Source organism: Sulfurovum sp. NBC37-1 (assembly GCF_000010345.1).
Taxonomy (GTDB): domain Bacteria; phylum Campylobacterota; class Campylobacteria; order Campylobacterales; family Sulfurovaceae; genus Sulfurovum.
In genome coordinates, this window is the sequence record NC_009663.1 from 843,038 (window position 1) to 867,992 (window position 24,955).

A 24,955-nucleotide genomic window follows, 5' to 3' on the forward strand; every position below is an offset into this window, starting at 1 on the left:
ATGGCCGGTGATGCTTAATATAAAGGCATTAGAAGATAAAACATTCGATTAATATGTTAAAATACTTTAAAAAACAATGGTGAACCATGGCATCAAAAGAGATAAGCTACAAAGAACACACTTTTCAACTTGCATATGAACTGGTCAATCCTTCGCAGGAGGAAGTGCTGCTCGTACTGCACGGCTGGGGGAGTAACAAAGAGATTATGAAGCAGGCATTCGGCAAAGAGTTGCCTGGGTACAAACACATTTACCTCGATATGCCCGGGTTTGGGAAAAGCAGCAATGACATAGTGCTTACGACGCAGGATTATGCCGCTGTCGTGCAGCTTTTTCTCGATGCCCTGAATGTAAAAGCGAAGATCGCCATGGGGCACTCTTTCGGGGGGAAGGTATCGACACTGCTCAATCCTCCCTGTCTGGTGCTGCTCTCCTCGTCGGGCATACTCGTACCCAAGCCGATGGATGTCAAGGTCAAGATCGCTCTGACCAAACTGCTCAAGCCTTTCAAATTCGCGTGGATACGCAAACTTTTCGCTTCCAAAGATGTGGAGGGTATGAGCCACGAGATGTATGAGACGTTCAAAAATGTGGTCAACGAGGCGTTCGAACATAATTTTTCAAATGTTTCGGGCAAAGCACTACTCTTCTGGGGCAAATCAGATACGGCGACACCGCTCTGGACGGCGGAGAAGATACAAGGTATGATCCCCGGCGCACAGCTCTATCCGCTCGAAGGTGACCACTTCTTCTTTCTGAAACATGCACCGTTCATCGCTCAGACCATTACAGACCAATGCAAGGACGGCAACTCATGATCATCGTAAACTATCTTTTTTATGCACTTTTTCTTCTGGCGATGGGTTACTACGCCATCATCAACCTTCAGTGGTACAGTTACAAGCTTGAACGTGTGATGTTCCACCATACCAAGACCTGGTGGCATTTTGTCTATTTCCTGATTCCTTATGTTCTTTATGTGCTGGTGAACTATGCTCTGCCGCAGTTCGGTTTCGTGGTCGTTATCGCCTACCTGGCGTTTTTCTACCAGTGGTACAAAGGGCTGGACAAGCCGCTGGTATGGACGGGAAGAGTGAAACGTTTCTATGCACTGATGGTGTTTCTGGCCCTCTTCATCACTTTTGCCTTCAACCATTTTGCAGTGGTCATTCCCATCTTCCTGGCCTATTTTATTTCTCTCTTCATCGAAAAGATGCTTTTTCACGGTTTCAAGACCAAAGCGCAGAAGAAGATAGACGACATGAAAGACCTCACCGTGGTTGGGATCACGGCGAGTTACGGGAAGACCAGCATCAAGAACTATATCGAACACTTGCTCAAAGCGAAGTACAGGACGTATGCTACGCCGCGTTCGGTCAATACGCTTGGCGGTGTGATGAAAGATATCAATGACGACCTGCCTGAAGATACGGAAGTCTATGTGGTCGAGATGGGGGCAAGAGGCGAGGGTGACATTGCCGAGATCACCACGTTCGTCAACCCGCAGTATGTCGTGGTTGGCAAGATAGGCCCAGCGCATATCGAATACTTCAAGACCATGGAGAACATCCGAAACACCAAAATGGAGATACTCCAAAGCCACCGTCTTAAAGAAGCATGGATCCACGAAAGCGCGATGGTAAAACCTGAAAAGAACATCCATATATTCGGCACCGGAGAGAACCTGGATATGAAAACCGGGCTTCCTGCTCCCGAGTATCTCATAAAAGATATTGAAGCGACACTGGATGCTACCTCTTTCACACTGGACGGCGTACGCTACTCGGCAAGTATACTGGGTGCCTTCAATGCCATGAACCTGGCTGCTGCCGTACTGGTGGCCAAAAAGCTCGGCCTCAGCGATGAAGAGATACAGCAGGGTCTTTCCACGCTCAAAGCGGTCGATCACAGGCTACAGCGTATCGATGCGGGAGGAAAGGTCATTCTTGATGACTCTTTCAACGGGAATATTGACGGAATGATGGCATCCTTCGACCTTGCTTCGACCTATGCCGGAAGAAAAGTGGTCATCACACCGGGCCTGGTCGAAGTGGACGACGAACTGAACATGCAGGTAGCAAAAAGGGCCAATGAGGTCTTTGACCTGGTAGTGGTAACGGGAGACCTGAACTATGCCATCTTCAAAGAGCATGTCGACCCGGAGAAACTGGTGAAGCTTGCGAGTAAGTCAGAGATGGAGAGTATGCTGGTGGAGCAGACGTTGCCGGGGGATTTGATCCTCTTCGCCAACGACGCCCCTTCTTTCGTGTAATTTTACTGCATCTTCGGCCGAACGGCTTCGTTTTGTTCGGTCACATACTGAAATGTATGCTTCCTCTCTCCACTCATGCCGTTTGGCCAAATCTACAGCAAACTTACACGAAAGGGCTTTTGTTGATGTTTAAAGTATTGATTCTTGGGCTTCGTTCAACTCGGTCACTTACTACATAGTAAGCTTCGTCGTTTCACTCAGGACGATCATCCAAACCTACCTCAAACTTACACGAAACTTTTGAATATATCTCTTACTTAAGAAAATCAGTAATGGAGCTTTTGCCGAGTTTTTTGAAAAAGAGTGTATGGTTTTTGCTTTTGAGAACGATACCCTCTTCATCTTTCATTTTGCCTTTTTGGATGGTGAAGCCTTCACCTATGGCTTGGTGGAGGCGTGCGCTGACGAAGCGTTTGGTAGAGTTGAGGCATTCATATCGGTAGGTTTTGAGCTTTGAGGAGTACATGTCGTTGGTATGTAGGTTGAGTTTGCCTTCTATGCGGTTGCATCCGTCGTAACCGTCTATCTTTTTGTGTTTTGAATTGAAGTCGAGTATGGCCCTGGCACTTGAAACTTTGTGTCCGTCCATTGTACGGAGGATCCAGCTTCCGTCAAGGCTGCTGAGCGAGACAGATCCTGCCGAACCGAAGAGCAGTGTCGATGTCAAAGAGATAAAAAGCAGTTTTTTTGAGATCATAAGTACCTCTCTCAATTTTTTTCGATAGTATAATAAATATCGATTAACGGAGGATGTATGAGAACGGTATTGTTTATCTATATATTAACCATGACACTTTTTTCTGCCGAGATAAATCTGACAAGGCAGCAGGCGAACTATATCGCCAAAAAGGTATGGCAGAACGAGGGGGCGGGGAAAGACAAGTACCTGGTCTGGTGGAACAAAGGTGAGGATTTCGCTTCGGTCGGCATAGGGCATTTCATCTGGTTTCCCAAGGGGCACACGGAGCGTTTCCGCGAAGTCTTTCCCATGGTCGTTGCATTCATGCAAAAGAAGGGTGTGGAGATGCCCAAATGGCTCACACCCCAAACCGATCTCCCCTGGCAGACGAAAGCGGAATTCTTTGCCGCCAAAAAGCAAAAGAGCAAACACTACATGGAGCTTTTCAGCTTTCTCAAGCGAACCATGCCCCAGCAGGCAGAGTTCATGGCGGAACGTCTCAGGCAGGCGCTTCCCCAGATACTGGATACAATAAAAGACCCGAAAAAAGCAGCCATGATCGAACGACGTTTCAACCATATGCTCTATAAAAAGAACGGAAAGATAGATGAAAGAGGGCTTTACATCCTGCTTGACTACACCAATTTCAAAGGAGAAGGAACGCTCAAGAGCGAACGTTACAAAGGGCAGGGGTGGGGACTGCTTCAGGTGTTGGAACATCTTGACGAGAAGAACCCCAACAAATATAAAGCATTTGCCGACTCCGCCAAAGCGATGCTCTCCCGCCGTATAAAGAACTCTCCTCCTGCGCGGGGTGAAGAACGCTGGAGAAGAGGGTGGAACGTTCGTTTGGATACGTACTGGAAATAGTGTGAAAATGAAAATAAGCTTACCCTTATATGGAAAAGAATAAAATTTATCAATTATTTTTTAAGGATAGTGATCATAATGTCAGAAAAACAAGCAAACAACGTAGATCAAATAAGGGATTTGATCTTTGGGTCCCAAATCAAAGAGTTCGATGAAAAATTCAGTCAGATGGATGCACGCATCAAAAAAATGCATGAAGAGATCAAAAATAACTTTGTAGAATCTCATGAAAAACTTAAAAAAGAGACTGATCGTGCTATGGAAATGCTGGAAAAAAAGATAGATAACCTCTCAACTCTTACACAGAAAGAGAGACAGAAGCTCAAAGAACTTATCGATACAACAGATGAGGCACTTCAGGACAAAATGGCAATGCAAAAGGATGAATTTGACAGCAAGTTGAAACTAACCAAAGAGAACATTGGCGATGACCAGCAGAAGATCAAAGAAATTATTGCTTCAACCAGAAAGGAACTCAATGATATTTTGCAAAATAGATTTGCGGCACTTTCTGATGATAAACTCTCACGGGACAGTATGGCCCAGATGCTTCTGGATGTAGCAATGAAAATTCAGGGCACTAATATGGAAACTATATTGACAGAAGGTAAAGAAGCTGAAAAAAAGTGATTCAAACCTTGACAAGCTCAAAGAACTTCTTTTAAGTGATGAACTTAAAAAACTGGAAGAACTAGAGTCAGAACTCAGGAAATTGAGAATTGAATCAAACGACCAGAAGATCATAGCAAAAAAAATCCTTCCACTGTTTGATAAGATGCTGCTTGAACGTCTTCAGAGTAAAGATCAGGTAACGATAGCGATACTTTCAGACCATCTTGCCGATATTATTGCCAAATCTTCACAAAACAATACCGAAGCGCTGAGCCATTCTTTGCAAAATATCCTGGCAGTTGCTATCAAGCGGGAGATCGCTTCGAACAAAGATGCAATGATAGATTCCCTTTATCCCATTATGGGTGGAATGATCAGTAAATACGTTACGTCGGCTATCCGGGAATTGATGGAAAACATCAACAGAAAAGTAGACGAAGGTCTCTCTTTTGATCGTATCAAACGTAAAATCAAATCGAAAATGACTGGTGTCAGTGAAACGGAACTCCTACTTGAAGAGAGTGGAGATGTGCTGATATCTTCTCTTTTTGTGATCCATAAAAAGAGCGGACTCCTTATCAGTGAAGCCCATTTGACAGAAAAGGCGATCAGTGATCCGCATCTGGTCGCTTCCATGGCCAGTGCCATCAAAGATTTTATCAATGACTGGATACAAAGTGATCAAAGGCATGATGAAATACAACTGCTCAGTTACGGAAACGCTACACTGTATATTGAGAGTGCCGGCAGTGTTTATATGATCGCTTTCATGGATGCTGAGCCAGACAGGGAACAACGAATGGAGATTAACCGTTTTTTTGCCTCTCTGGTCAAAGAGTATATGGATATTTTTCAGGATTTTAATGGAGATGACAGCAGTGGTGAGATCCACTCCCTTTCCCAGAAATTACAGCACTATCTTGATAAACAGGAAAATATTTCAGACCGATCCGGAAAAAGGATTCAGTCAAAAACCGGACAATATCTTCTTGTTTTGCTTCTTCTTATTTTTCTGATACCGGCATTTTACTGGAGTAAAGACCGATATGAGGAGTATCATATTAGATCTGAGATCATGCAGAAAACGGGATATCCGATACAGATTGAAATCAAAGATCAGACTCTCTTTGCAAAAGGAAGTGTCGATACTTTCCGTGCGCTTCATGATATTGATAAAATCATCCGGAAAAACAGCAAAGGCAAGATTGTCAATGATATTACCATTCCCATGGTACAGGTTGAAAAACTATATGAGGAACAGAAAATCTATATAGAACGTAATGTAAGTGCACTTTCAGGGTATATTAAAATTTTGGATCATGAATTAAAATCGGCTGACAAATCCATTGTCAAGCTTACAGAAAAGCTTAAGGAGCAGGTACTTCAGAATAAAAAGATAATAAATGAACTGACCGCAAAGAGTGATAGACTTTTGAAAATGTCGAAAAAAGAAAAACAGATCAGCAGGTTGTTGAATCTCAAAAAGAACATTGACAAACATCTTGCGGCAGCTTTTGCAGATAGCATTTACTACAATCCGAAGAAAAACGTACTTGTTTTTTCAGGTCCTCAATTTTTCCCAAAAGGAAGTGTTGCCCTTCAGGGTAATGCAAAAAAGATTTTGGAAGAGACTTCGATAAAATATTTTTCTGTTCTTTTGAGTATTCCCGAAGCAAAAAAATATATTGATCGTATTTCTGTATCTGCCTATACCGATAGTGATGGAACTTTACAGTATAATACTCAACTTTCTTTCAAAAGAGCCCAGGTAGTCACTGAAAGTCTTGCTTCTCTGCAATACCTAAAAGGCAAAGGTCTGTTGAAATATTTGAAATTCAAGGGATATGCGGGCAGAGATGTGATCATGGTGAACGGGATAGAAGATAAAAATGCTTCCAGAAGAGTAGAGATAGGATATGGTCTGGATGAGAGACGGATCAGTGATGATTTGGTAAGACTTACAGAACAGAATTAGATTCAGAAAGATAAAAATAAGCAATGATACGAAAGAAGATTCTTTTACTGGGTGATTTCAATGTAGGAAAGACAAGTCTGATAAGGCGCTATATTGAAAACACATTCGAGGACAAATATCTTACTACCATTGGAGTAAAGATATCAAAAAAAACTTTATCTATTGATGAAAAAGAATATGAACTTATTATCTGGGACGTAGAAGGAAGAACCCCGCAAAAAAAAGTACCTGAAAGTTATTTGCTTGGTGCCAGCGGTGCGATCTTTGTGGCTGATTGTAACAGGGAAGAGACGGTGAAGGACCTGAAAGAGCATATTGAAAGGTTTTTGAGCCTCAACCCGGATGCAAAATATGTCAAGGCTTACAATAAGTCTGACCTGTTGACAGATCAGCAACAAGAGCTGTTTGTTCTTGACGGGAGCAGTTTTTTTACATCTGCAAAAGATGGTCTTAATGTAAACTGCTTATTCAGTACACTCGCAAAGGAGATGCTTCTATGAAAAATATACAGATTATCCTCAATGCCATTTTGTCTCAGGATGTTTTTGAATACATTTTAATAAACCGTAAATACCACATAACCGACTTTTCTGAAGGTGTGGAAAGCTACATAGGGAAAAATGTACAAAGAGGGGATGAAATATATGATTACCTACCTGAGATCGTCGGATATGAAGACAGGGTAGCTTCAGTTTTTGAGGATGCAAATAACAGGTATATCCTTGAAACTGTCTATAAGAACGATCACTACATCAATATCCATCTTGAGCACTATAGTCACGATATCGTATTGATTCTTTTGCATAATACAACAGAGATTACTCTGTCCAAGCTGGAATTGCTACAATATAGTAATGAAAATATTCTGCTTTACAATACGATTAAAAAGATCCTTGACAGTCAGAATAATCTACTGGTAGTGACCAGCAACAACAGGATAGAATATGCAAACAAGCAGTTCCTTGAATACTTCAGCATCCGGGACCTGTACCATCTCAAGGAAAGGGAAGCGTACAATTTTGCGCTGACTTCTCTTCCTGTAGAGAGTTTTGAGGAACTCTATGAATACGCTAAAGAAAAAGAAAGAACATTGATGGTGGGGAAAGACACTTTCCTTGTCAAGGCAACGCCTCTGGAAAAAGCATACAAGCTGTTTACTTTTTCCAAAGTTACACAACTCAATGAAGTAAACCAGACGCTGAAAAACAAAATCGATCATGATCCCCTGACAGGCCTATACAGAAAATCATTCTTTGACATAAAGCTTCATGAGAAGTTAGACGAAAGGAAAGAAGCAGTGCTAGCCATTATTGACATAGATGATTTTAAAAAGATCAACGATAACTATGGGCATTTGGTTGGGGACATGGTACTTCTGGAGTTTACCGATCTCATTCGAAAGAATATGCGTGCCAATGATCTTTTTGCCAGATGGGGAGGTGAAGAGTTTTTGATACTTTTTGAGTGTACAGATACAGGGAAGATCGTAAAAAAAATAGAGCAGATACGACAGATCATAGAGAAGCACCCGTTCAAGACGATTGGACACTTGACTGCAAGTTTCGGTCTTTCGACCTCTTTAAAAAATGATACGCTGGAATCTTTGCTTGAAAGGGCGGACAGTGCACTCTATATTGCTAAAAAAACAGGAAAGAACAAACTGGTTGTTAAATGATATAGTGACGGGAGGATCCTAAATGCACTTTTCCTATTATCTTGACCGTATTTCCAAATACGCAGGACTTATAGCAGCGGTTCTTGTTGTAGCGCTCTCTCTGCTGGTCGCTTACGATGCCGGGATGCGCTATCTTTTCTCTGCCGGTTCCATTGCCCTGCAGGAAGTGGAGTGGCATCTTTTCGATATTGTTTTCCTGCTGGGACTCTCCTATGCACTGAAACACGACAAGCATGTACGGGTGGACATCTTCTTTGAGCGCTATTCACATGATACCAAGGTGATCGTGCAGATACTTTCCATGTTACTGCTGGTCATTCCCTTCTCCCTCCTGTTCGTCTCCGATGCCTTCGATATGGCCTATCAGAGCTTTTTGCAGCATGAAGTCTCGCCGGACCCGGGAGGTCTGGGCAGCCGATGGGTAATCAAAGCGGTACTGGTTCTCGCATTTGTTCTGCTCATTTTGCAGGCTGTCAGTGAAGTGCTTAAAGCCTACCATCAGCTGGAGAACAAAAGAAAACTATGGCGTATCCTTGGTATGGTGGCTCTGTTGGGAGCTATGGTCTATCTTGCCTGGTTCAACCGTATGGCATTCTGGTTCGACCCGGTCTTTTTGATGTTCGCACTGGCGCTTGTTCTGCTGCTTCTCGGTTTCCAGGTGGCTTTCGTCTTTGGCGGTGTGGCGCTCTTCTTTGCGCTGATCTCCGATGAGGTGGGGCTGCACGTACTTGAGATGCTGCCGTACCGTACCTATGGGATCATGGGGAACGTGACGTTGATGGCAGTACCGCTCTTCATCCTGATGGGACTGATACTGGAAAAGTCAAAAATGGCAGAGAACCTGCTGAGCTCGATGGGAAAACTGTTTGGTTCCGTACGCGGCGGCTTGGTGATCTCCGTGGTCCTTGTGGGGGCGATACTTGCTGCGAGTACCGGTATCGTTGGGGCATCGGTGGTAATGATGAGTCTCATCGCTTTACCGCTGATGCTGAAGCACAACTACTCCCCTGCGCTTGCTTCGGGGAGTATCGCCGCATCGGGAACATTGGGACAGCTGATACCGCCTTCGATCGTGCTCATCGTCCTGGGTGACCAGATGCATCTGAGCGTGGGTGACCTGTTCAAGGCAGCCGTCGTTCCGGGTATTCTGCTGATTATTCTCTACATCCTGTACATCCTGGTCTTTGCTTTCTTCAAAAAGGAGGCTGCACCGGCCATCGTTTCGAATGAATCCTACGGAAAAGTAGCCAAAGCAGCCTTTAAAGCCATCCTCCCGCCGCTGCTGCTCATCGCGGCAGTACTCGGTTCCATCTTTGCAGGTATCGCTTCGCCTACGGAATCCGCAGCCATCGGTGTGCTGGGTGCCTTTGCACTGGCAGCCTATAACCGTGTGCTAGATTTCGAGCTGGTGCGCTATGCGGCTGTAGAAACGGTGAAGCTTACGGCAATGATTTTCATGATCCTCATCGGTGCAACGGCTTTTTCTCTGGTCTTCAATGAACTGGGCGGTGGTGATATGGCGCTGCAGTTCTTTACTGGCGATATCGGTGACAAATGGACCTTCATCCTCATTGCGATGCTGGTGATCTTCCTACTGGGTTTTTTCATCGATTTTATCGAGATCGCTTTCGTGGTCGTGCCGATACTGGTACCGATCGTGGCAAGTTTCGGCATAGACCCTGTCTGGTTCGCTATTCTCATCGCGATGAACCTGCAGGCATCCTTCCTGACCCCGCCGTTCGGTTTCGCGCTCTTCTATCTCAAAGGTGCGGCCGGTGATAAAGTAACGACAGGTGCCATCTACCGGGGTGTGATCCCATTCATCCTTCTACAGGTCGTAGCTCTGGGGATCATCGTGCTTTTTCCGGAATTGATCTATCTTTTGGGTAAATAGTGTTTAGATGAGGCAGGGCGCACTTTTTGGTATAACAAGATCGATGGCGGAAGGGATGATCTCAAAACGTATGGTACTTGAATGGTAGGGTTCGCCGTCGAGGTTGACGGGTATCTGGCTGTGGGCGCTGCTTTCCAGCCATGGGGTTTGAAGGTATTTGACGAACTCGCCGTTCATGGAAGGGTTCTGTATCTCCCATAGGACCTGCGGGATGTCGATGAGTTTGAACTGCATGATACTGACGACATCGAGCAGTCCATCGTTGATCATGGCGTGGGGAGCGAGCATCTGCCCGCCACCTGCCTGCCTGCCGTTGCAGATGGCACCGACAAAGATGTTGTGAAGATCCAGTTCGTGGTAGGGAGTAACGATCTTGCTGCGATAAGGAACAAAATTGAGCGCTTTGAGTACACCTGTGAGGGTGTAGGCCCCTCCGCCAAGAAAGTTTTTTAATTCTACAGGAGTCTGTGCTGTAACCTGTGCACCGAAACCTGCCGTGGCCATATTGACGAAATGGTGTTCATTGGCCTGGGCGATATCGATAGAGGCTACATGTCCTTTTACGGCAAAATGCAGCGCTTCAAGGCAGGTGAGGGGAATGGTGCATGCTGTTGCGAAATCATTGGCAGTTCCCAAAGGCATGATGGCAAGGACGGGGCGTTTCTCTCTGGGCAGTTTTGCCAGGGCATCCACGGCTTCATTGACCGAACCGTCGCCGCCGCCTATGACAAAGCGGTCTGTACCGATTTCCACGGCTTCATTTAGAAAACGTGCTATATCACCGTATTCGTAGGTGACACGGACATGCACATCTTCATATTCTGAACGAAAGACCGCTATGGCGGAGCGCACTTCCGGCAGCTGGGCTTTTTTCCCGTTGAGGACGATAAAGACTTTCATCGTAACCCTTCTACGACTTCTTTTTATTCAGTTCGATGAGCGTCGTGATGACAGGCATGACCTTGTTGAGGCCGAATGCCGTTCCGTTGGTGAAGGAGTCCACGCTCTTTTTGACCTTGACCACACTCTCTTTGAATTCGGAGACATTCTGTTTGACATCATCGAGGTCTGTAGAGAGCTGCTCCCAGGCAAAGTCACGTATCTCTTCTATGGCTTGTGCTTCAGCCGTGTTCTCCTGTCTCGAAGAGATAAAGAAAAAGAGGGCGGCGACAGTAAGGTTGATACCAGAGAGTATGGCAGCAGCCTGCAGAGTGGTATATCTTTCTGCCAGGTAGAGATAGACAGTGACGTTGAGCAAAACAAGGCTCACCAGCACCGCCAGGAGTCCGAGTGTGATCCAGAAGGTCTGGCGGCTCTTTTTTTTCATCTCGAGGCGTAGCATTGCCTTTTCACTTTTGATCAGCAGTTTCATTTTTGCGTTGAAATCTTCACTCATGTCCGTTCCTTTATTTTGATGAGAGGGCATGCCCGAAAGCGGTACCCAGTGCGAAGAGTACGATGGCCGAGGTGGGCGAAAGGTTTTCGTAATCTTTCCTGATGGTCTGCAGCAGGTCGTTGAAAACCTCTTTGGCATCGGTCTTCCCCTCCTCAATGCTCTCCATGATCTCTTTGGCTTTTTCCTCAGCTTCTTTCTGCTCTGCTTCCCTTGCCTTTTCAGCTTCAAGGGCCTCTGCCTTTTTTCTCTTTTCCTCTTCTTCTTTCTCTTTGCGAAGTGCTTCGACTTCTTTTCGGAGCATTTCAAGCTCCTGATGCATGGTCATTTTTGCCATTTCATATTCCTTTGTTTTCAGTTTCGTAATCACTCAGAAGCAGTGCGATCCACTCTGTCTCCTGGTACTGTCCGAACAGATACTGTACTGTCATCGTCAACGGTACGGAAAGTATCATCCCCGCAGGGCCGAAGACCCATCCCCAGAAGGTCATGGAGAGGAAGATCACCAGTGCGGAAAGCCCCAGTCCCTTTCCCATAATCTTCGGTTCGAGGATGTTTCCGACCACCATGTTGATGATGACATACCAGAGCGCCACCCAGAGGGTTGTGCCTATGCCGTGGCTGATCAGGGCAAAGACAATCGCAGGGATGGCGGCAAGAATGGAACCGATGACAGGGATGAAGTTCAGCGCAAAGGCCAGTACAGCCCAGAGGTAGTAGTAGGGTATCTCGTAGTACCACAGTACAGTAAAAGCCCATACCGCCGTAAGCAGGCTGGTTTTGACCTTAATGCTGAAATAGGACTTGATCTTTTCGAGGAGTTCAAGCATGACGTTGCCGTCAACCTGATAGTCTTTGGCGATCTTCATCATTTTGTTATAGAAATAGGTCGATTCCATGAGCATGAACGCCACCATGAAAAAGATGAGGAAGATATTGGAGAACTGTTCGTTCGCCTGTGCGGCAAGATTTTTCAGTATACCCGCGATATTGCTTTTTTCAAGCACAGCGTTGAGCTTGGCATCGTCGATATGTATGCCGTAATGGCCGAGCTGGGCGATGAATGCCTGCAGGCTTTGCATGAAGTTCGCTTTGATGCTCTGGTAGTTGGCGGCAAACTCCCCGGCCTGCTCCGCAACGTAGCCGCCGAGCAGAATAATGGGGAGGAGCGAGAGCAGAATGACGACAATCAGTGAGACAGGTTTGGGTATGTGTTTCGACTCGAGGCGTGTGAACAGCGGGGCCAGTATGATGGAAACGGCAACAGCTATCAGGAATGGTACGATGACTGCCGATGCCGCTTTCAGCAGAAAAATAGTGATGAGCATAGTCGCCGTCAGCAAAAAGAGCTGGTTGACAGGCCACATTCCCTGCGTATTGTTTTCGTTCATGGACATGCTCAGGAGAGTATCTCTTTGATCTTGTCGGTATTGATATCCATCTTTTTCCTCTTCAGTCTAAGTGATTTGGATGATTATAGCATAAAGTAGTATATTGCTTTCTATCCGAAAATTAAAATTGACAGTACCGTGTGCCCATACTCACCATACCGAAAATGAAAGGTATCAATACGTTCCATAGAACAGAAAAGAATGTAAATAGTACATATTCAAGTAGTAGCAGTTAAAGAAGATGATTACGTGAAACGGGCAGTCTTTTCTTCTATAAATTATCACTTTGGTCTATACACTGTGATCGATATGATAAACATATTTTTTAATGGAAATAGTATAAACATAAACAAGTATAATGGTTCAACATATTTTGGAGGAGAATCATTATGCGAAACATTATTACAAAAGCGATACTGCCACTGTTTATCCTGGGTGCCGTATCGCTCTTCGGGGCGGACCATCCGCTCTACAAAAGTAAACCAACACTCACAGAGCAACTTCCGTACCCTAACTCTCTGATCGTTGCCTATTACGGAAGGCCTGGAGTGAAGGCGCTTGGAGTACTCGGTCAGCACCCGATCAGTGAGCTTAAACGTCTTGTCAGAAAAAAAGCGCAGGAGTATGAAAAGATCACGGGGAAACATGTCATCCCGGGATTTGATGTTATCTACGGTCTTGCTTCGGCAGAACCGGGTGCACATAAAGACTACATTATCCACCTCGGAAGCAAGAAACTGCAGCCCTATATCGAAGCGGCGGAGAAAGAGGGGTTCGTATTGTTCGTCGATATACAGCTTGGCAAGCATACACCACAGCAGGCAGTGAAGCATGTACTCAAGTATCTCAAATATCACAATGTGCATCTCGCGATCGATCCGGAATTTGAAGTAAGCAACCTCAATGTACGTCCGGGAAAAAAGATCGGGCATATCAAAGCGGAATGGGTCAACGAGGTACAGGCGATCATGGAAAAATACATGAAAGAAAACGGTATTACCGAAAAGAAGATACTGGTGGTACATATGTTCAGACACTCGATGGTGCAGGACAAGGTGAAAGTGAGATACTATGACAATGTCAAGCTTGTCATGAACCTGGACGGCCACGGTTCTCCGAGACTGAAGATAGATATCTACAACGGTATCTATTCAAAGGCCTATGCAAAGAGGGTCGCAGGCGGTTTCAAACTCTTTTTCAAAGAAGACCATCCGATCATGACACCAAGACAGGTTATGGGTATGGAAAGTGTGCAGGGAGGAAGGGTCAAATATCCGCCTAAATATATTAATTATCAGTAATATGTTTTGTTTACTCATATGTAATTATAGAAGCAGTATAATAGATTACAAATAAACTCTAAAAGTACATTTCATGGAAACTTTTCTCCTCTATGCCGCCGGTGTCACGCTGGCGGTTTTTCTCCTCTATTTCATCGGTATCGCGCTGGCCCCCTATGCGCCGAGCAGTGTCAAGAACGACCATTTTGAGTGCGGGCTTCCCGCAAGTTCTTCCGTTCCCAAAAAGGCGAACTTCGGTTTCTTTGTCTATGCCATTATGTTCATTGTGGCCGATATGACGGGGCTTTTCTTTACACTTTTTGTCTATGCCGACAACAAACATGCCTCTCTGATCGCAGCGATATTCGCTTTGATCATGGCTCTGGCGATCACCGTTGCAATGAAGGAGCACCGATATGCTGAAAATTCTTGACTTTTTTGATTATGCGAAGAGTGAAAGCCTCTGGATGGCACATTTCTGTACGGGATGCTGTTCACTTGAAATGGCAGCTGCCATGGGGCCGAGGTATGACTGGGAACGTTACGGCTATATGCCTACACCCACACCCAGACAGGCGGATGTTCTGATGATCACCGGGCTGGTGAGCAAAAAGATCCTTCCCGCACTGCTTCGTACCTATGCGCAGATGCCCGAACCCAAATATGTGGTTGCACTGGGAGCCTGCTCCTTTGACGGAGGGCCCTACAACGATTCACTCTCTGTCATCAAGAATCCGACGGAGATACTGCCTGCGGATGTCTTCATCGCCGGCTGCCCTCCCAAACCCGAAGCGATCATAGAGGGGCTGGAGCAGGTCAAGCAGAAGATCAAGAACAAGGAACCCAGTGCGGCAAGTCAGGGCGGACTCTGGAAAGAGATGGAGTTTTAGATGGAAGTGCTCAAAGCAGACCTTGAACAGTTCGATATAGAATATGTCGAACACTACAAACCCATATGGCTCAAAGCAAAACTCAACGACAGTGACGACCTTGTGAGCGTCGCAAATGCTTTGAAAGAGAAAGGGCTGAAAACGCTGAGTACGGTTTCGCCCACGGACTTCCCCGATGAGAATCGCATCGAGATGAATTACTTCTTTGAAGACCTGAGAAGCAAACGCAACGTCTGGCTCAAATGTAACATTCCCCGCGAAGTGGAAGCGTGCAGGATCGCTTCACTGACGGAAGCGTTTCCCGCGGCCAACTGGCACGAGAGGGAAGCCTACTCGATGTTCGGTGTGACCTTTGTCGGGCATCCCGATCTGCGGCCCATCATCGTGTCGGAAGATTTTGTGGGCAAGACCCCATTCCGTCGTGATTTCGACTGGGACAAGCATGAACAGGATGTCGTACAGAACATCAAAACGATCGTAGAGGGTTTCAAGAGCGAACAGGCGAACAATGAGATCAATCTCGACACGGAGAGTTCGGAGACCGTACTCAACTGGGGACCAACACACCCTGCGAGCGGCCCTATCCGTCTGCGTATCCACTGCGACGGCGAGGAGATCATCAGTATCGACCCCGATATCGGATATGTCTGGAGAGCCCTGGAGCATCTGGTGACAAAAAAGGATTTTGTGGGTGCTATCGTTGCGGTGGAACGTCTCTGTTTTATGGACAACATCAACTCCATGACGGGTTACTGTATGGCAGTTGAGGAGATCGCCGGTACGGAGATCACAGAGTTTGCCAAGTGGATGCGTGTCCTTCTGGGTGAGGTGGCACGGGTCTCTTCCCACTTCATGGGGCTGGGAGGGTTCTTTAACAACCTCGGCCTGCATACCCTGGGGCTTTGGAACATGGATGTGCGCGAGTACTTCCTTGACTTCCTGGAATCCTACAGCGGTGCGCGAATCGCTACGGCTGCCATAGAACCCGGAGGGGTACGTTACGGACTCGACATGGCGATGCTGGATGAATTGCAGAAAGCCCTGGACAAATTCGATGCCACCGTGGAAGACACTTACATGATCTTCGTCAACAACCCGACCATGAAGATGCGTGCCAAAGAGGTCGGCATACTGACTGACGAGGAGGTCGAAGCGTACGGGCTCTGCGGTATCGTTGCAAGAGCAAGCGGTGTGAGGACCGACATACGCATCGATGAGCCGTATGCCGCCTATGACCAGGTGGAGATGGAGTATGTGACCAAAGAAGGCGGCGCGGCGGTCGACAGGTTCACCGTGATCTTCGAGGAGCTGAAACAGTCCATTGATATTATCAAGCAGGCGAAAAAGCGCATAGAAGAGGGAGTGGCGTCGGGTGAGTTCAACCCGACGAAAGACCATATGGTCAAAGTACCCAAGAAACTCCCCAAAGGCGAAGCGCTCAGCCGTGTAGAGTGGGCCAGGGGGGAGGTCCTGATGCACTTTGTGACCGAGGAGAAGGCCAAATCGCCTTACCGCCTCAAGATGAAAGCCCCCAGTTTCAACCATACGATGATGCTCAACCACCTTCTGGCAGGTGAGACATTGTCAGATGTCCCTCTGGTCTTCGGCAGTCTGTATGTCTGCCAGGGCGACCTGGACCGATAAGGAGTAGATAATGAATACACTGTTTCAAGCCTTCGTTTTTCCCGGGCTGCTTTATGTGATCGCCTGGACCGTGGGGCTTTTCTGGTTCTTCAGAAAGTTCATGGCACCGCTGCACAAGAGGGTGGGGCCGCATTTCAACGGGCTGGCCGGAAGTTACCAGACCCTTTTTGACCTGAGCAAACTTTTGAGTAAGGAGAGCATCACCCCGGAGGGTGTGAACCCCTATCTTTTTTCCATGATGCCGCTGATAGCACTCATCGTTGCGATGCTTCCGGCAGCATTCATTCCCTGGACAGCTTCCTATCCGGCTATTCCGAGTGCTTTCGGCCTGCTGGCGCTGATCGTACTGATAGGCATAGAGCCTTTCCTGCTCTTTCTGACAGGTTTTGGTTCGGATAACAAATACTCTTTTCTGGGAGGGATACGTGTACTGACGCAGGCGATCTCTATGGAGACGGCTTTCTTTCTGGCAGCGCTCTCTCCCGCACTGCTCTTCGGTACGATGGACCTCAAGATTATCGTGGAAGAGACAAGCTGGCTGAGCGTGCTGATACTCCTGCCGGCTTTCTTCCTCTATTTTATCGCACTCCTCGGCCTGCTGGAACAGCCTCCGTTCAATATCCCCGATGCGGAACAGGAGATCGTCTACGGTTTCTACACGGAGTACAGCGGTACCAACTATTTCCTGCTGAAAATGGCGGAATTCTCTGAATTCATGGCGGTCTTCGCCGGAGCTGCGACACTCTTTCTGGGAGCGTACAAAGGAGTATTCTTCGACGGATATTTCTGGTTCTTTCTTAAAATGCTGATGATCGCCGTGCTGATGATGACCATTCGTGCGGCTACACCGCGTATTACGATGAAGCAGATGCTCTCTTTCTCCTGGCGATACCTGGTGCCTGTCAGTCTGCTGAATATGGCATGGATCATGCTTGCCAGAACACTTTTCTTAGGAGGTGCATAGATGATACTTTTTGACATAGCCAAAAAGGTACTGCGTGTCTCCAAAGCGCTTTTTACGGAGAGCCCCGCAAAAGTGGATGTGAGATATACGGCGATGCACAGTCCCGCGCGTTACAGAGGGGAACACCGTATAGATTATGAAACCTGTATAGGCTGCGACTCGTGTAACAAGATCTGCCCGACGCATGCCATTACGATGAAACATCTTCCCTTCAAGAAACAGAATATCGTCCCCGAGGTCAATCTCTCGGTCTGTATCTTCTGCGGTCTGTGTGAAGATGTCTGTCCGACCAAGCCTGAAAAGTCCATCGTACTGAGTGGTGGGCGCTACGACATGCTCAGTGGCGGATGGCACGAAGATCAGAATGATTTCTGGGTGCATGTGGACATACCGCAGAGTTACATAGACAGCCGTTTGGAAGCGGAAGAGGCTGCACGCGTCAAAAAAGAGCTGGCTGCCAAAAAGAAAGAAGCGGAAAAGAAGGCAGCAGAAGAAGCAGCAAAAAAAGCTGACGCCAAGCAAGCCTCGCCATCCGAAAAGAAAGAGGGCAGTACCGAACCTGCCGAGAAAAACGATACTGAAGAAGGAGGGAAAGAATGAGCCTGTTACTTTTAACGGTTGTCCTGATCCTGGCGGCGGCTTCACTGATGATCAAAAAGAGTGTTCCAGCCATGATCAGTTTTGCCCTAATGATGTTTCTGCTGGGTATCTACTACGTGACGCTCGATGCCAAACTTCTGGGACTGTTCCAGATCTTCGTCTATGCAGGGGGGATCGTGGTCCTGATGCTCTTTGGCGTGACGATCATCGGGGTGGAATTTCCCAAAGCGGCTTCGCGTCCCTGGGCGGCGGTAAGTGCCTTTCTGGTCTTTGTGCTTCTGACGGTACTCTTTTTCAGAGCGGTGGATACTTTGAAGAAGGTAGCCGGCCAGCCGACAGAAAAGGTCGATCTCTTTGCGCACAGTTTCAGTGACATGGTGATCCTCTTTGCCCTGATCGGTGCGAGCCTGCTTTACGGGACCATAAAGATGACCGGGCAGCTGAAGTCCAAAAGGAGCAAGGATGTTTGAAACTGAAATGATTTTCGCTTTCGCACTGTTCGCCATCGGCCTCTACGGTGTCTCTTCGGGCAGGGATTTCCTGTGTATCCTCTTTTCGCTTGAAATGCTTCTCAATGCGGTCATCATGATGCTGGCGATCACGGCGCACTATCTGGGCATGACGCAGAACATTGCGCTTGCCTACATGGTCATGGTCCTGGCGACACTTGAAGCGGCAGCAGGCGTACTCATCTTCGCAGCGGCGAACAAAGTGAGCAAGTCCGTCATTCCCGATGAACTGAACGGGGATGTGGAATAATGCATTTTTCTGTATTTGCTTTACTGCTTCTGCCGTTCTTCGGTGCCATTGTTGCCTATCTGCTGGGCCTGAAAAGAACATCGCTGGCCTTCTGGACGGCTGAGGTTGCTTCGGCACTGCTCTTTGTGATCTCTCTCTATCTTCTGATCACCTATGACGGAGCGATCGATCTGCCGATGACCTGGTTCGAGTTCGGCTCTTTGAGCATTCCTTTCGGCATCTATATTGATAAACTTTCACTGGTGATGCTGCTTATCGCAACGGGACTGGGCTTCCTCGATGTCCATTTCGCCCATGACTATATGGCGGAAGATCCGCATCAGCCGCGCTACTATGCCAAAGTACTTTTCTTTATCGGCGGGATGATCCTGCTGGTGAGTGCCAAAGACCTGGTCGCACTCTTTGTCGGCTGGGAGTTCATGGGGCTGGCAAGTTACCTTTTGATCTCGTTCTGGCACCAAAAGAGAGATCCGGCGGATGCAGGGGTGAGCGCTTTTCTTTTCACCCGTTTCGGAGACATCTTCCTTTTTGCGGCGATCGGGATACTCTACTACTATGCAGGAAGCATAGACATGGTACACCTTAATGAAATGGCCAAGAGCGGTACATTGAACAAGGATATGATGTTCCTTGCATCCGTGTTCATCTTTATCGCCGCCATCGGCAAATCCGGTCAGTTCCCTCTCTTCCCGTGGCTGATGCGTGCGATGGAAGGTCCAACGACGGTTTCCGCACTGATCCACGGTGCGACGATGGTCAACAGCGGTATCTACATTGTTGCCAGACTCTTTGACTTTTATATGGTGGCCGAAGCGCTGATCGTGGTCGCGAGTATCGGTGCACTTTCCGCTTTCATCGGCGCGACCTCCGCACTGGTACAGAGCGAGTTGAAAAAAGTGCTTGCCTATTCGACGATGTCGCATCTCTCCATCGCCTTCGTGGGGCTGGGAGCCGGTTCGCTTGCAGCGGGTATGACGCACCTGGTCAATCACGCCGTCTTCAAAGCACTGCTCTTTCTCGGAGCCGGTGCGGTGATCATGTCGGCAGGCCATGTCAAGGATATGTGGCGGCTTGGCGGCCTGGGCAAAAAACTGACCTGGACAGCGCTCTTCATGGGAATGGCGGTACTCTCTCTGAGCGGCATACCTCCCTTCAGCGGCTTTTTCTCAAAAGATGCGGTGATCGTTTCGGCCATTGCCAACCCCGGAACACACGGATGGGTGAGCGTGATGGTGACCATTGCCGGCGTATTGTCCATCGCGTACATCGGAAGGCTCTGGCTTTTGACCTTTGCCGGAAAACCCCGTGACAAAGCGCTCTTCGAAAAGGTCAAAGCGCCTTCGAAGTTCTGGATCGTACTTCCTTTGGGTATTATGGCGGTGGTAACACTGCTGCTTGGATTCTTTCAGGAACCGCTTGCCCGTATGGTTTCGGGAGAAACACTCGAAGCGCCTCACCTCGACGGCCTCTTCATAGGATTGATGGGGTCCATTCTGGTGCTGGGGCTCATTGTCTACTACTATTACAACAGACGGCTTGACCTTACAGAGAAGATCTCTTCGCACCCTTTGATGAAAAGCATCCACGGGGTACTCTTCAACGGCTATTACATCGAATACCTTGTCCACTGGCTGACACACAATGTCATCATCGATGCTTTTGCCGGAACTATCAACTGGATAGACCGGCACATCATCGATGCTGCGGTCAACGGTATGACAGGCCTGAGCAGACGCATTACGGGGTGGTTCACCCTGAGTTACTCAGGCAGGGCAGGGGACAATTCGGCGGCCATGACCGCAGGTTTGCTGCTTCTGCTGCTGGCAGTTTTTGTAGGAGGTAGTCTATGAGTCCGCTTCTTTTTGTATTCGGCCCGATTATCTTGGGTTCTCTGATGATGCTGCTTGGCAAAAAAGAGAGTGGCATGGCAAAATACATCGCTTTGACACTGTTCGCTATCATGCTCTTCTTCTCGTTCGCACTCTTGTCCGCTTTGCCTGAGGAGGGGTATATGGACCTGGGTTCATGGTTCGCGGTCAGGGATTTTGATTTTATTCTCTCCCTTCAGGTGGATCGCCTCAGTGTGGTGATGCTGATCCTTACCTCCGCACTGCTGATCCTGGTAACCCTTTCAAGCTGGACTATGAAGGACCCTAGGAACTATTTCTCGCTTCTGGTCCTCTTCTCCGGGCCGATCTTTGGTGTGTTCATGAGTACCAATCTGCTGTGGTTCTTCATTTTCTGGGAGTTGACACTGGTACCGATGTTTTTTCTGGTCGGTATCTGGGGTGCGGAAGGGCGCATTTACGCGGCGGTCAAATTCTTCCTCTATACCCATGTCGCTTCCATGCTGATACTGTTGGCATTCTTTCTCATCTACAAAGAGACAGGCATCTTCGATATGACGATGGTCAAAGAAGCAATGTTGAGCACGCCGGTACTGGTCTGGTGGCTGCTTTTTATCGGTTTTGCCGTAAAGATGCCGATATTCCCTTTTCATACCTGGCTGCCGGATGCACACGTGCAGGCACCCGCACCCGTCTCTGCCCTTCTGGCGGGAGTCCTGCTGAAAATGGGTGCCTACGCGATGATCCGTATGGTCGTATTGATGCTCCCCGAACAGTCGGAGCATTTCGCCTGGGTGATCCTGGTGCTTGGACTGGTGACGCTCTTTTATGCCGGTTTCATGGCACTCTATGAGACGCATCTCAAAAAGATGGTCGCCTACAGCTCCATTTCGCATATGGGCCTGGTCACTGTGGCCATTGCTACCCTGAGCTATGCAGGCCTCTCTGCCGCACTCTATGAAATGATAGGACATGCGCTCATCATTTCGCCGCTCTTTCTGATCGCGGGATTCCTGCACAGCCGAACCGGAAGCTGGCAGATGAAGGATATGGGAGGGTTGATGCAGAAAGCACCGTACCTTTCCGCCATCTTTGTACTGGCTGGCCTGGCGGCACTCGGACTTCCGGGGACCATGGGGTTCATCGGTGAACTGACTATTCTGATCGCTGCGATAGAACAGTATGGTATCGGATTGATCGTGGTGGCTCTGGGTTCCATGATAGGCGCAGGGTATATTATCTGGACGTTCAGGCGTGTGGTGTACGGGGAGAAGTCCGCTCTGGTGGAAAAAAGTGATTTCAGAATGAACAGGGTCGAGTTCGCTGCCCTGATCATTTTTGCGCTGGGCATCATAGGTTTTGGCCTCTTCCCGTCCGTCCTGTTCGACACGATCAATGCAGCCTTCAGCATGCTGCTTACCTCAGGAGGTGCCTTATGATAAGTGCGTTTTCCATTTTATTTGCCGCCTCGCTGTTGAGCCTGCTGCTGCACAGAACGAAGTTCCTGCAGCCCTTTGCGCTGACAGCCTTGATAGCCGGTCTGGTATTGAGCGGCACTTCCGTTGGCTTGAACGGTTTCGAGACCTCTGCCGCAATGACGCTTTTTACGGTGGTCATGCTTATTGTACTCATCGCCTTTGTACTGCATGAAAAGAACGATACGACGATCACGCAGGCGCTCTTCCTCGCTACGGCTTCCGTGGCGCTGCTGCAGAGCCGGACGATGCTTGCGTTCATTGTCTCGTTCGAAGCGGTGAGCCTGATCTCCATTGTGCTTGTGAGCGATATCAGAACCAAAGCGCAGGCGGAAGGTGCCGTGAAGATGTTCATTGCCGGGGCCATCGCAACGGGTATGCTTCTGTTGGGTGCTGCCTTCTACCTGATGGGAGGTGGCGTGCTGGATGCACCTGTCACAAGCAACGGAAACCTCTTCTCTCTGGCAGGCATTTATGTGATGCTCTTTGCCGTGTTCTACAAGCTGACCATCGTTCCCATGCACGGATGGGCGGCAGATACCTATGCGCTGGTACGCCATTCTCATGCGGCACTCCTGACCGGAGTGGCCAAAACGATTGTGGCTCTGGCAGCGTTCAGGCTTTTTGCACCTTCTCTCGCCCAAACAGTCGAAATGAGCGTGCCTCTACTGGCCATTCTGGCAGTTGTGACGATGACACTGGGGAATTTCATGGCACTCTACCAGAAAAAACTCGCACGCATGTTGGCCTACTCGTCTATTGCCCATGCGGGGTATATGCTGCTGGCATATGTGGCGGTCAAGAGCGGATATGCCTCCACCGGGCTGCTCTATATGGCGATCGCCTACATCTTCATGCAGACCGCTGTCTTCCTGGTACTTGACACCCTGCGCAATAAGTACGGTATGCAGACACTTGAAGATGTCAAGGGACTGGCAAAAGGGAACGGTGTACTGGCATTCTTCTTTACTGTGCAGCTCTTCTCTCTTGCGGGTATTCCGCTGCTGGCGGGTTTCCTCGGAAAAGCGGTGGTCTTCTATGCCGTTGTCGATGCGGGACTCTGGTACGTTGCGCTGATCGCACTGCTGAACTCGGCACTCTCAGTAGGGTACTATGCCTGGATCGTCAAACATCTCTATTTTGACGAAGCTGAAGCGTCCGTGATATTCAAAGCCGAAGAGAAGTTTACCGTGATGTCTCAGCTCATACTCTTCGGGGGTACGCTCTATTTCGGTATCTTTGCCTTCGTGGTTTTCGCTGTAGGCAAGAGTTTTTAAATCGGAAGGAAACAGTATGAACATAAAAGGAATACAATGGAAACGATAACATGCGATGTACTCATCATCGGCGGGGGTCCTGCCGGTGGTGTGTGTGCCGTAACGGCAAAGATGAACTACCCGCAGAAAAAAGTGCTGGTAGTGCGGGAGATGGAAGTACAGATGGTTCCTTGTGCGATCCCTTATGTCTTCGGCACTACGCTTGGAAGCAGTGAAAAGAATGTCGCTTCCTGTGCGAAAGCTGAAGAGATGGGCATAGAGACCATCATAGCCAAAGTGGAAGAGGTGAATACCGAAGCCAAAATGGCACGTACGTCTGCACATGAGATCCATTTTGACAAGTTGGTGTTCGCGACAGGCTCCGTTCCTTTTGTCCATGCTTCCCTGCAGCCTTCTTTAGCATTTGAAGGAGTCTTTACTGTTCCAAAGAACAAACAGCTCATAGACAAGGCGAAAACCTATATCGATAATGTTAAAAACATTGTTGTAGTGGGTACCGGGTTTATCGGTATCGAGATGGCGATGGAACTCAAAGAGAGTGGCAAAAACGTAACCGTCATAGGCGGAAGCAAACATATTCTCAAAGGAACCTTTGACTCGGAAGTCGCCATGCAGGCTGAAGAGATCCTGCTGGCACATGATGTTGCCTTTATCAGTGAAGACAGAGTCAGCGGTGTACTGGACGACAATGGCAGCAAGATCGTCCGTGGCGTACAGCTGAAAAGTGGAAGGGTCGTCCCTGCACAGGCAGTCATTCTGGCAACAGGATACAAGCCCAACACCCAACTGGCGAAAGAGGCAGGTCTTTTCCTGGGACATTACGGCGGTATCTGGGTCGATGAATATATGCGTACAGCCAATCATGATGTTTTTGCTGTAGGTGACTGTTGTGCCAGAAGAGGCTTCATTAGTAAAGTGCCCTCGAAGGTTATGCTGGCATCTACTTCTGCTGCAGAAGGCCGTATGGCAGGGAGTTCTCTGTTCGGTTTTAAGTACCTTAAGGGATTCAGCGGTACCATTGCCATCTTCTCGACCATGGTAGGGACTACGGCATTCTCTTCCGCCGGGATCACGGAAGAGGAAGCACGCAAGTCAGGTGCTGATATCGTGGTGGGAAGCTTTACCGGTATGAACAGACACCCCGGAAGCATTCCCGGTGCACATAAACAGTTCGTCAAACTGGTTGCCATGCGACATAGCGGACAGATCATAGGTGGTCAGATCGTCGGCGGGAACGAAACGGGAGAAATGATCAATATCATCGGAGTGATGATAGAAACCAAGATGACCATTTACCAGGTGATGTCCATGCAGGTAGCTACTCAGCCTATGCTGACGGCTGCACCGACCAATTATCCCATTGTGATGGCTGCGGCCATGATCGCCCAGAAAATCGAAAATCACTAAAAAAAGGTAACTATACGGATGGTGCCAACATCACCGGTTTCACGCATGTAG

General features: G+C 48.0%; 25 protein-coding genes. 20 read left to right on the forward strand and 5 right to left on the reverse strand.

The features are described from left to right. The first annotated feature begins 86 nt into the window (after nt 1-86). Nucleotides 87-818: an alpha/beta fold hydrolase gene (locus tag SUN_RS04310; protein ID WP_011980522.1), complete on the forward strand. Its 732-nt coding sequence runs from the start codon at nt 87-89 to the stop codon at nt 816-818. After that, entirely contained in the window at nt 815-2,272 is a 1,458-nt protein-coding gene (gene murF, locus SUN_RS04315) for a Mur ligase family protein (protein ID WP_011980523.1), read from the forward strand. Before SUN_RS04310 ends, murF begins: the two co-directional genes overlap by 4 nt. 253 nt (nt 2,273-2,525) lie before the next feature. Here murF and SUN_RS04320 read toward each other — a convergent pair whose 3' ends face one another. Beyond that, a complete protein-coding gene (locus tag SUN_RS04320; protein WP_011980524.1) occupies nt 2,526-2,969 on the reverse strand; it encodes an META domain-containing protein in 444 nt (147 codons plus the stop codon). A gap of 57 nt (nt 2,970-3,026) precedes the next feature. Here SUN_RS04320 and SUN_RS04325 point away from each other — a divergent pair, with 57 nt between their 5' ends. The 6 genes from SUN_RS04325 to SUN_RS04350 all read left to right on the forward strand — a co-directional run bounded on the left by SUN_RS04325 (nt 3,027) and on the right by SUN_RS04350 (nt 9,977). After that, entirely contained in the window at nt 3,027-3,821 is a 795-nt protein-coding gene (locus SUN_RS04325) for a hypothetical protein (RefSeq protein ID WP_011980525.1), read from the forward strand. A gap of 78 nt (nt 3,822-3,899) precedes the next feature. Beyond that, nucleotides 3,900-4,451: a hypothetical protein gene (locus SUN_RS04330; RefSeq protein WP_011980526.1), complete on the forward strand. Its 552-nt coding sequence runs from the start codon at nt 3,900-3,902 to the stop codon at nt 4,449-4,451. Between the two features lie 82 nt (nt 4,452-4,533). Further along, nucleotides 4,534-6,408, forward strand: a complete 1,875-nt coding sequence (locus SUN_RS04335) for an OmpA family protein (RefSeq protein ID WP_011980527.1) — start codon at nt 4,534-4,536, stop codon at nt 6,406-6,408. Nucleotides 6,409-6,431: 23 nt separating this feature from the next. After that, on the forward strand, nt 6,432-6,908 hold the full coding sequence (locus SUN_RS04340; RefSeq protein ID WP_011980528.1) for a Rab family GTPase: 477 nt from the start codon (nt 6,432-6,434) through the stop codon (nt 6,906-6,908). Then, nucleotides 6,905-8,083, forward strand: a complete 1,179-nt coding sequence (locus tag SUN_RS04345; protein WP_011980529.1) for a diguanylate cyclase — start codon at nt 6,905-6,907, stop codon at nt 8,081-8,083. Before SUN_RS04340 ends, SUN_RS04345 begins: the two co-directional genes overlap by 4 nt. A 22-nt stretch (nt 8,084-8,105) precedes the next feature. Continuing rightward, on the forward strand, nt 8,106-9,977 hold the full coding sequence (locus SUN_RS04350; RefSeq protein WP_011980530.1) for a TRAP transporter large permease subunit: 1,872 nt from the start codon (nt 8,106-8,108) through the stop codon (nt 9,975-9,977). 3 nt (nt 9,978-9,980) lie between these two features. Here the strand turns inward: SUN_RS04350 and yegS are convergent, their stop codons facing one another. From yegS to SUN_RS04370, 4 genes are read right to left on the reverse strand one after another with little or no spacing between them, the layout of a single operon-like run. Beyond that, nucleotides 9,981-10,877 (reverse strand): lipid kinase YegS, encoded by an 897-nt coding sequence (yegS, locus tag SUN_RS04355; RefSeq protein ID WP_011980531.1) that lies wholly within the window; start codon nt 10,875-10,877, stop codon nt 9,981-9,983. Nucleotides 10,878-10,887: 10 nt separating this feature from the next. Then, complete coding sequence (locus tag SUN_RS04360) at nt 10,888-11,373, reverse strand: hypothetical protein (protein WP_011980532.1); 486 nt, start codon at nt 11,371-11,373, stop codon at nt 10,888-10,890. Nucleotides 11,374-11,383: 10 nt separating this feature from the next. After that, the gene (locus SUN_RS04365) at nt 11,384-11,707 is read right to left on the reverse strand and encodes a hypothetical protein (protein ID WP_041672679.1); all 324 of its coding nucleotides are present in this window, start codon (nt 11,705-11,707) and stop codon (nt 11,384-11,386) included. Between the two features lies 1 nt (nt 11,708). Then, entirely contained in the window at nt 11,709-12,767 is a 1,059-nt protein-coding gene (locus SUN_RS04370) for an AI-2E family transporter (protein ID WP_011980533.1), read from the reverse strand. 383 nt (nt 12,768-13,150) lie between these two features. Here SUN_RS04370 and SUN_RS04375 point away from each other — a divergent pair, with 383 nt between their 5' ends. The 12 genes from SUN_RS04375 to SUN_RS04430 all read left to right on the forward strand — a co-directional run bounded on the left by SUN_RS04375 (nt 13,151) and on the right by SUN_RS04430 (nt 24,904). After that, complete coding sequence (locus SUN_RS04375; RefSeq protein ID WP_011980534.1) at nt 13,151-14,062, forward strand: hypothetical protein; 912 nt, start codon at nt 13,151-13,153, stop codon at nt 14,060-14,062. Nucleotides 14,063-14,135: 73 nt separating this feature from the next. Then, nucleotides 14,136-14,474 carry an NADH-quinone oxidoreductase subunit A gene (locus SUN_RS04380; protein ID WP_011980535.1) on the forward strand — a complete coding sequence of 113 codons (339 nt, stop codon included), beginning with the start codon at nt 14,136-14,138 and terminating at the stop codon, nt 14,472-14,474. Further along, nucleotides 14,458-14,931, forward strand: a complete 474-nt coding sequence (gene nuoB / locus SUN_RS04385) for an NADH-quinone oxidoreductase subunit B (protein ID WP_070108834.1) — start codon at nt 14,458-14,460, stop codon at nt 14,929-14,931. The genes SUN_RS04380 and nuoB overlap by 17 nt, the downstream gene beginning before the upstream one ends. Continuing rightward, a complete protein-coding gene (locus tag SUN_RS04390) occupies nt 14,932-16,575 on the forward strand; it encodes an NADH-quinone oxidoreductase subunit C (RefSeq protein ID WP_011980537.1) in 1,644 nt (547 codons plus the stop codon). Nucleotides 16,576-16,585: 10 nt separating this feature from the next. After that, nucleotides 16,586-17,539, forward strand: coding sequence for a complex I subunit 1/NuoH family protein (locus tag SUN_RS04395; RefSeq protein WP_011980538.1), 954 nt, complete (start codon nt 16,586-16,588; stop codon nt 17,537-17,539). Continuing rightward, the gene (locus SUN_RS04400) at nt 17,540-18,139 is read left to right on the forward strand and encodes a 4Fe-4S binding protein (protein ID WP_011980539.1); all 600 of its coding nucleotides are present in this window, start codon (nt 17,540-17,542) and stop codon (nt 18,137-18,139) included. It abuts the gene before it with no gap. After that, a complete protein-coding gene (locus SUN_RS04405; protein WP_011980540.1) occupies nt 18,136-18,609 on the forward strand; it encodes an NADH-quinone oxidoreductase subunit J family protein in 474 nt (157 codons plus the stop codon). The genes SUN_RS04400 and SUN_RS04405 overlap by 4 nt, the downstream gene beginning before the upstream one ends. Beyond that, the gene (locus SUN_RS04410) at nt 18,602-18,898 is read left to right on the forward strand and encodes an NADH-quinone oxidoreductase subunit NuoK (protein WP_011980541.1); all 297 of its coding nucleotides are present in this window, start codon (nt 18,602-18,604) and stop codon (nt 18,896-18,898) included. The genes SUN_RS04405 and SUN_RS04410 overlap by 8 nt, the downstream gene beginning before the upstream one ends. After that, the gene (locus SUN_RS04415) at nt 18,898-20,748 is read left to right on the forward strand and encodes an NADH-quinone oxidoreductase subunit 5 family protein (RefSeq protein WP_011980542.1); all 1,851 of its coding nucleotides are present in this window, start codon (nt 18,898-18,900) and stop codon (nt 20,746-20,748) included. The genes SUN_RS04410 and SUN_RS04415 overlap by 1 nt, the downstream gene beginning before the upstream one ends. Then, a complete protein-coding gene (locus tag SUN_RS04420; protein ID WP_011980543.1) occupies nt 20,745-22,184 on the forward strand; it encodes a complex I subunit 4 family protein in 1,440 nt (479 codons plus the stop codon). Before SUN_RS04415 ends, SUN_RS04420 begins: the two co-directional genes overlap by 4 nt. Then, nucleotides 22,181-23,497, forward strand: coding sequence for an NADH-quinone oxidoreductase subunit N (locus SUN_RS04425; protein WP_011980544.1), 1,317 nt, complete (start codon nt 22,181-22,183; stop codon nt 23,495-23,497). The genes SUN_RS04420 and SUN_RS04425 overlap by 4 nt, the downstream gene beginning before the upstream one ends. 36 nt (nt 23,498-23,533) lie before the next feature. After that, nucleotides 23,534-24,904, forward strand: coding sequence for an FAD-dependent oxidoreductase (locus SUN_RS04430; RefSeq protein ID WP_011980545.1), 1,371 nt, complete (start codon nt 23,534-23,536; stop codon nt 24,902-24,904). Nucleotides 24,905-24,955 lie beyond the last annotated feature (51 nt).

What these genes read in the sequence shown, in the direction of transcription:
- SUN_RS04415 (WP_011980542.1), top strand. Translation starts at nt 18,898, where the DNA reads ATGCATTTTTCTGTATTTGCTTTACTGCTTCTGCCGTTCTTCGGTGCC.
- SUN_RS04345 (WP_011980529.1), top strand. Translation starts at nt 6,905, where the DNA reads ATGAAAAATATACAGATTATCCTCAATGCCATTTTGTCTCAGGATGTT.
- SUN_RS04340 (WP_011980528.1), top strand. Translation starts at nt 6,432, where the DNA reads ATGATACGAAAGAAGATTCTTTTACTGGGTGATTTCAATGTAGGAAAG.
- SUN_RS04390 (WP_011980537.1), top strand. Translation starts at nt 14,932, where the DNA reads ATGGAAGTGCTCAAAGCAGACCTTGAACAGTTCGATATAGAATATGTC.
- SUN_RS04325 (WP_011980525.1), top strand. Translation starts at nt 3,027, where the DNA reads ATGAGAACGGTATTGTTTATCTATATATTAACCATGACACTTTTTTCT.
- SUN_RS04425 (WP_011980544.1), top strand. Translation starts at nt 22,181, where the DNA reads ATGATAAGTGCGTTTTCCATTTTATTTGCCGCCTCGCTGTTGAGCCTG.
- SUN_RS04420 (WP_011980543.1), top strand. Translation starts at nt 20,745, where the DNA reads ATGAGTCCGCTTCTTTTTGTATTCGGCCCGATTATCTTGGGTTCTCTG.
- nuoB (WP_070108834.1), top strand. Translation starts at nt 14,458, where the DNA reads ATGCTGAAAATTCTTGACTTTTTTGATTATGCGAAGAGTGAAAGCCTC.
- SUN_RS04380 (WP_011980535.1), top strand. Translation starts at nt 14,136, where the DNA reads ATGGAAACTTTTCTCCTCTATGCCGCCGGTGTCACGCTGGCGGTTTTT.
- SUN_RS04370 (WP_011980533.1), bottom strand. Translation starts at nt 12,767, where the DNA reads ATGTCCATGAACGAAAACAATACGCAGGGAATGTGGCCTGTCAACCAG.
- SUN_RS04410 (WP_011980541.1), top strand. Translation starts at nt 18,602, where the DNA reads ATGTTTGAAACTGAAATGATTTTCGCTTTCGCACTGTTCGCCATCGGC.
- SUN_RS04365 (WP_041672679.1), bottom strand. Translation starts at nt 11,707, where the DNA reads ATGGCAAAAATGACCATGCATCAGGAGCTTGAAATGCTCCGAAAAGAA.
- SUN_RS04350 (WP_011980530.1), top strand. Translation starts at nt 8,106, where the DNA reads ATGCACTTTTCCTATTATCTTGACCGTATTTCCAAATACGCAGGACTT.
- murF (WP_011980523.1), top strand. Translation starts at nt 815, where the DNA reads ATGATCATCGTAAACTATCTTTTTTATGCACTTTTTCTTCTGGCGATG.
- yegS (WP_011980531.1), bottom strand. Translation starts at nt 10,877, where the DNA reads ATGAAAGTCTTTATCGTCCTCAACGGGAAAAAAGCCCAGCTGCCGGAA.
- SUN_RS04430 (WP_011980545.1), top strand. Translation starts at nt 23,534, where the DNA reads ATGGAAACGATAACATGCGATGTACTCATCATCGGCGGGGGTCCTGCC.
- SUN_RS04330 (WP_011980526.1), top strand. Translation starts at nt 3,900, where the DNA reads ATGTCAGAAAAACAAGCAAACAACGTAGATCAAATAAGGGATTTGATC.
- SUN_RS04360 (WP_011980532.1), bottom strand. Translation starts at nt 11,373, where the DNA reads ATGAGTGAAGATTTCAACGCAAAAATGAAACTGCTGATCAAAAGTGAA.
- SUN_RS04375 (WP_011980534.1), top strand. Translation starts at nt 13,151, where the DNA reads ATGCGAAACATTATTACAAAAGCGATACTGCCACTGTTTATCCTGGGT.
- SUN_RS04395 (WP_011980538.1), top strand. Translation starts at nt 16,586, where the DNA reads ATGAATACACTGTTTCAAGCCTTCGTTTTTCCCGGGCTGCTTTATGTG.
- SUN_RS04320 (WP_011980524.1), bottom strand. Translation starts at nt 2,969, where the DNA reads ATGATCTCAAAAAAACTGCTTTTTATCTCTTTGACATCGACACTGCTC.
- SUN_RS04310 (WP_011980522.1), top strand. Translation starts at nt 87, where the DNA reads ATGGCATCAAAAGAGATAAGCTACAAAGAACACACTTTTCAACTTGCA.
- SUN_RS04400 (WP_011980539.1), top strand. Translation starts at nt 17,540, where the DNA reads ATGATACTTTTTGACATAGCCAAAAAGGTACTGCGTGTCTCCAAAGCG.
- SUN_RS04405 (WP_011980540.1), top strand. Translation starts at nt 18,136, where the DNA reads ATGAGCCTGTTACTTTTAACGGTTGTCCTGATCCTGGCGGCGGCTTCA.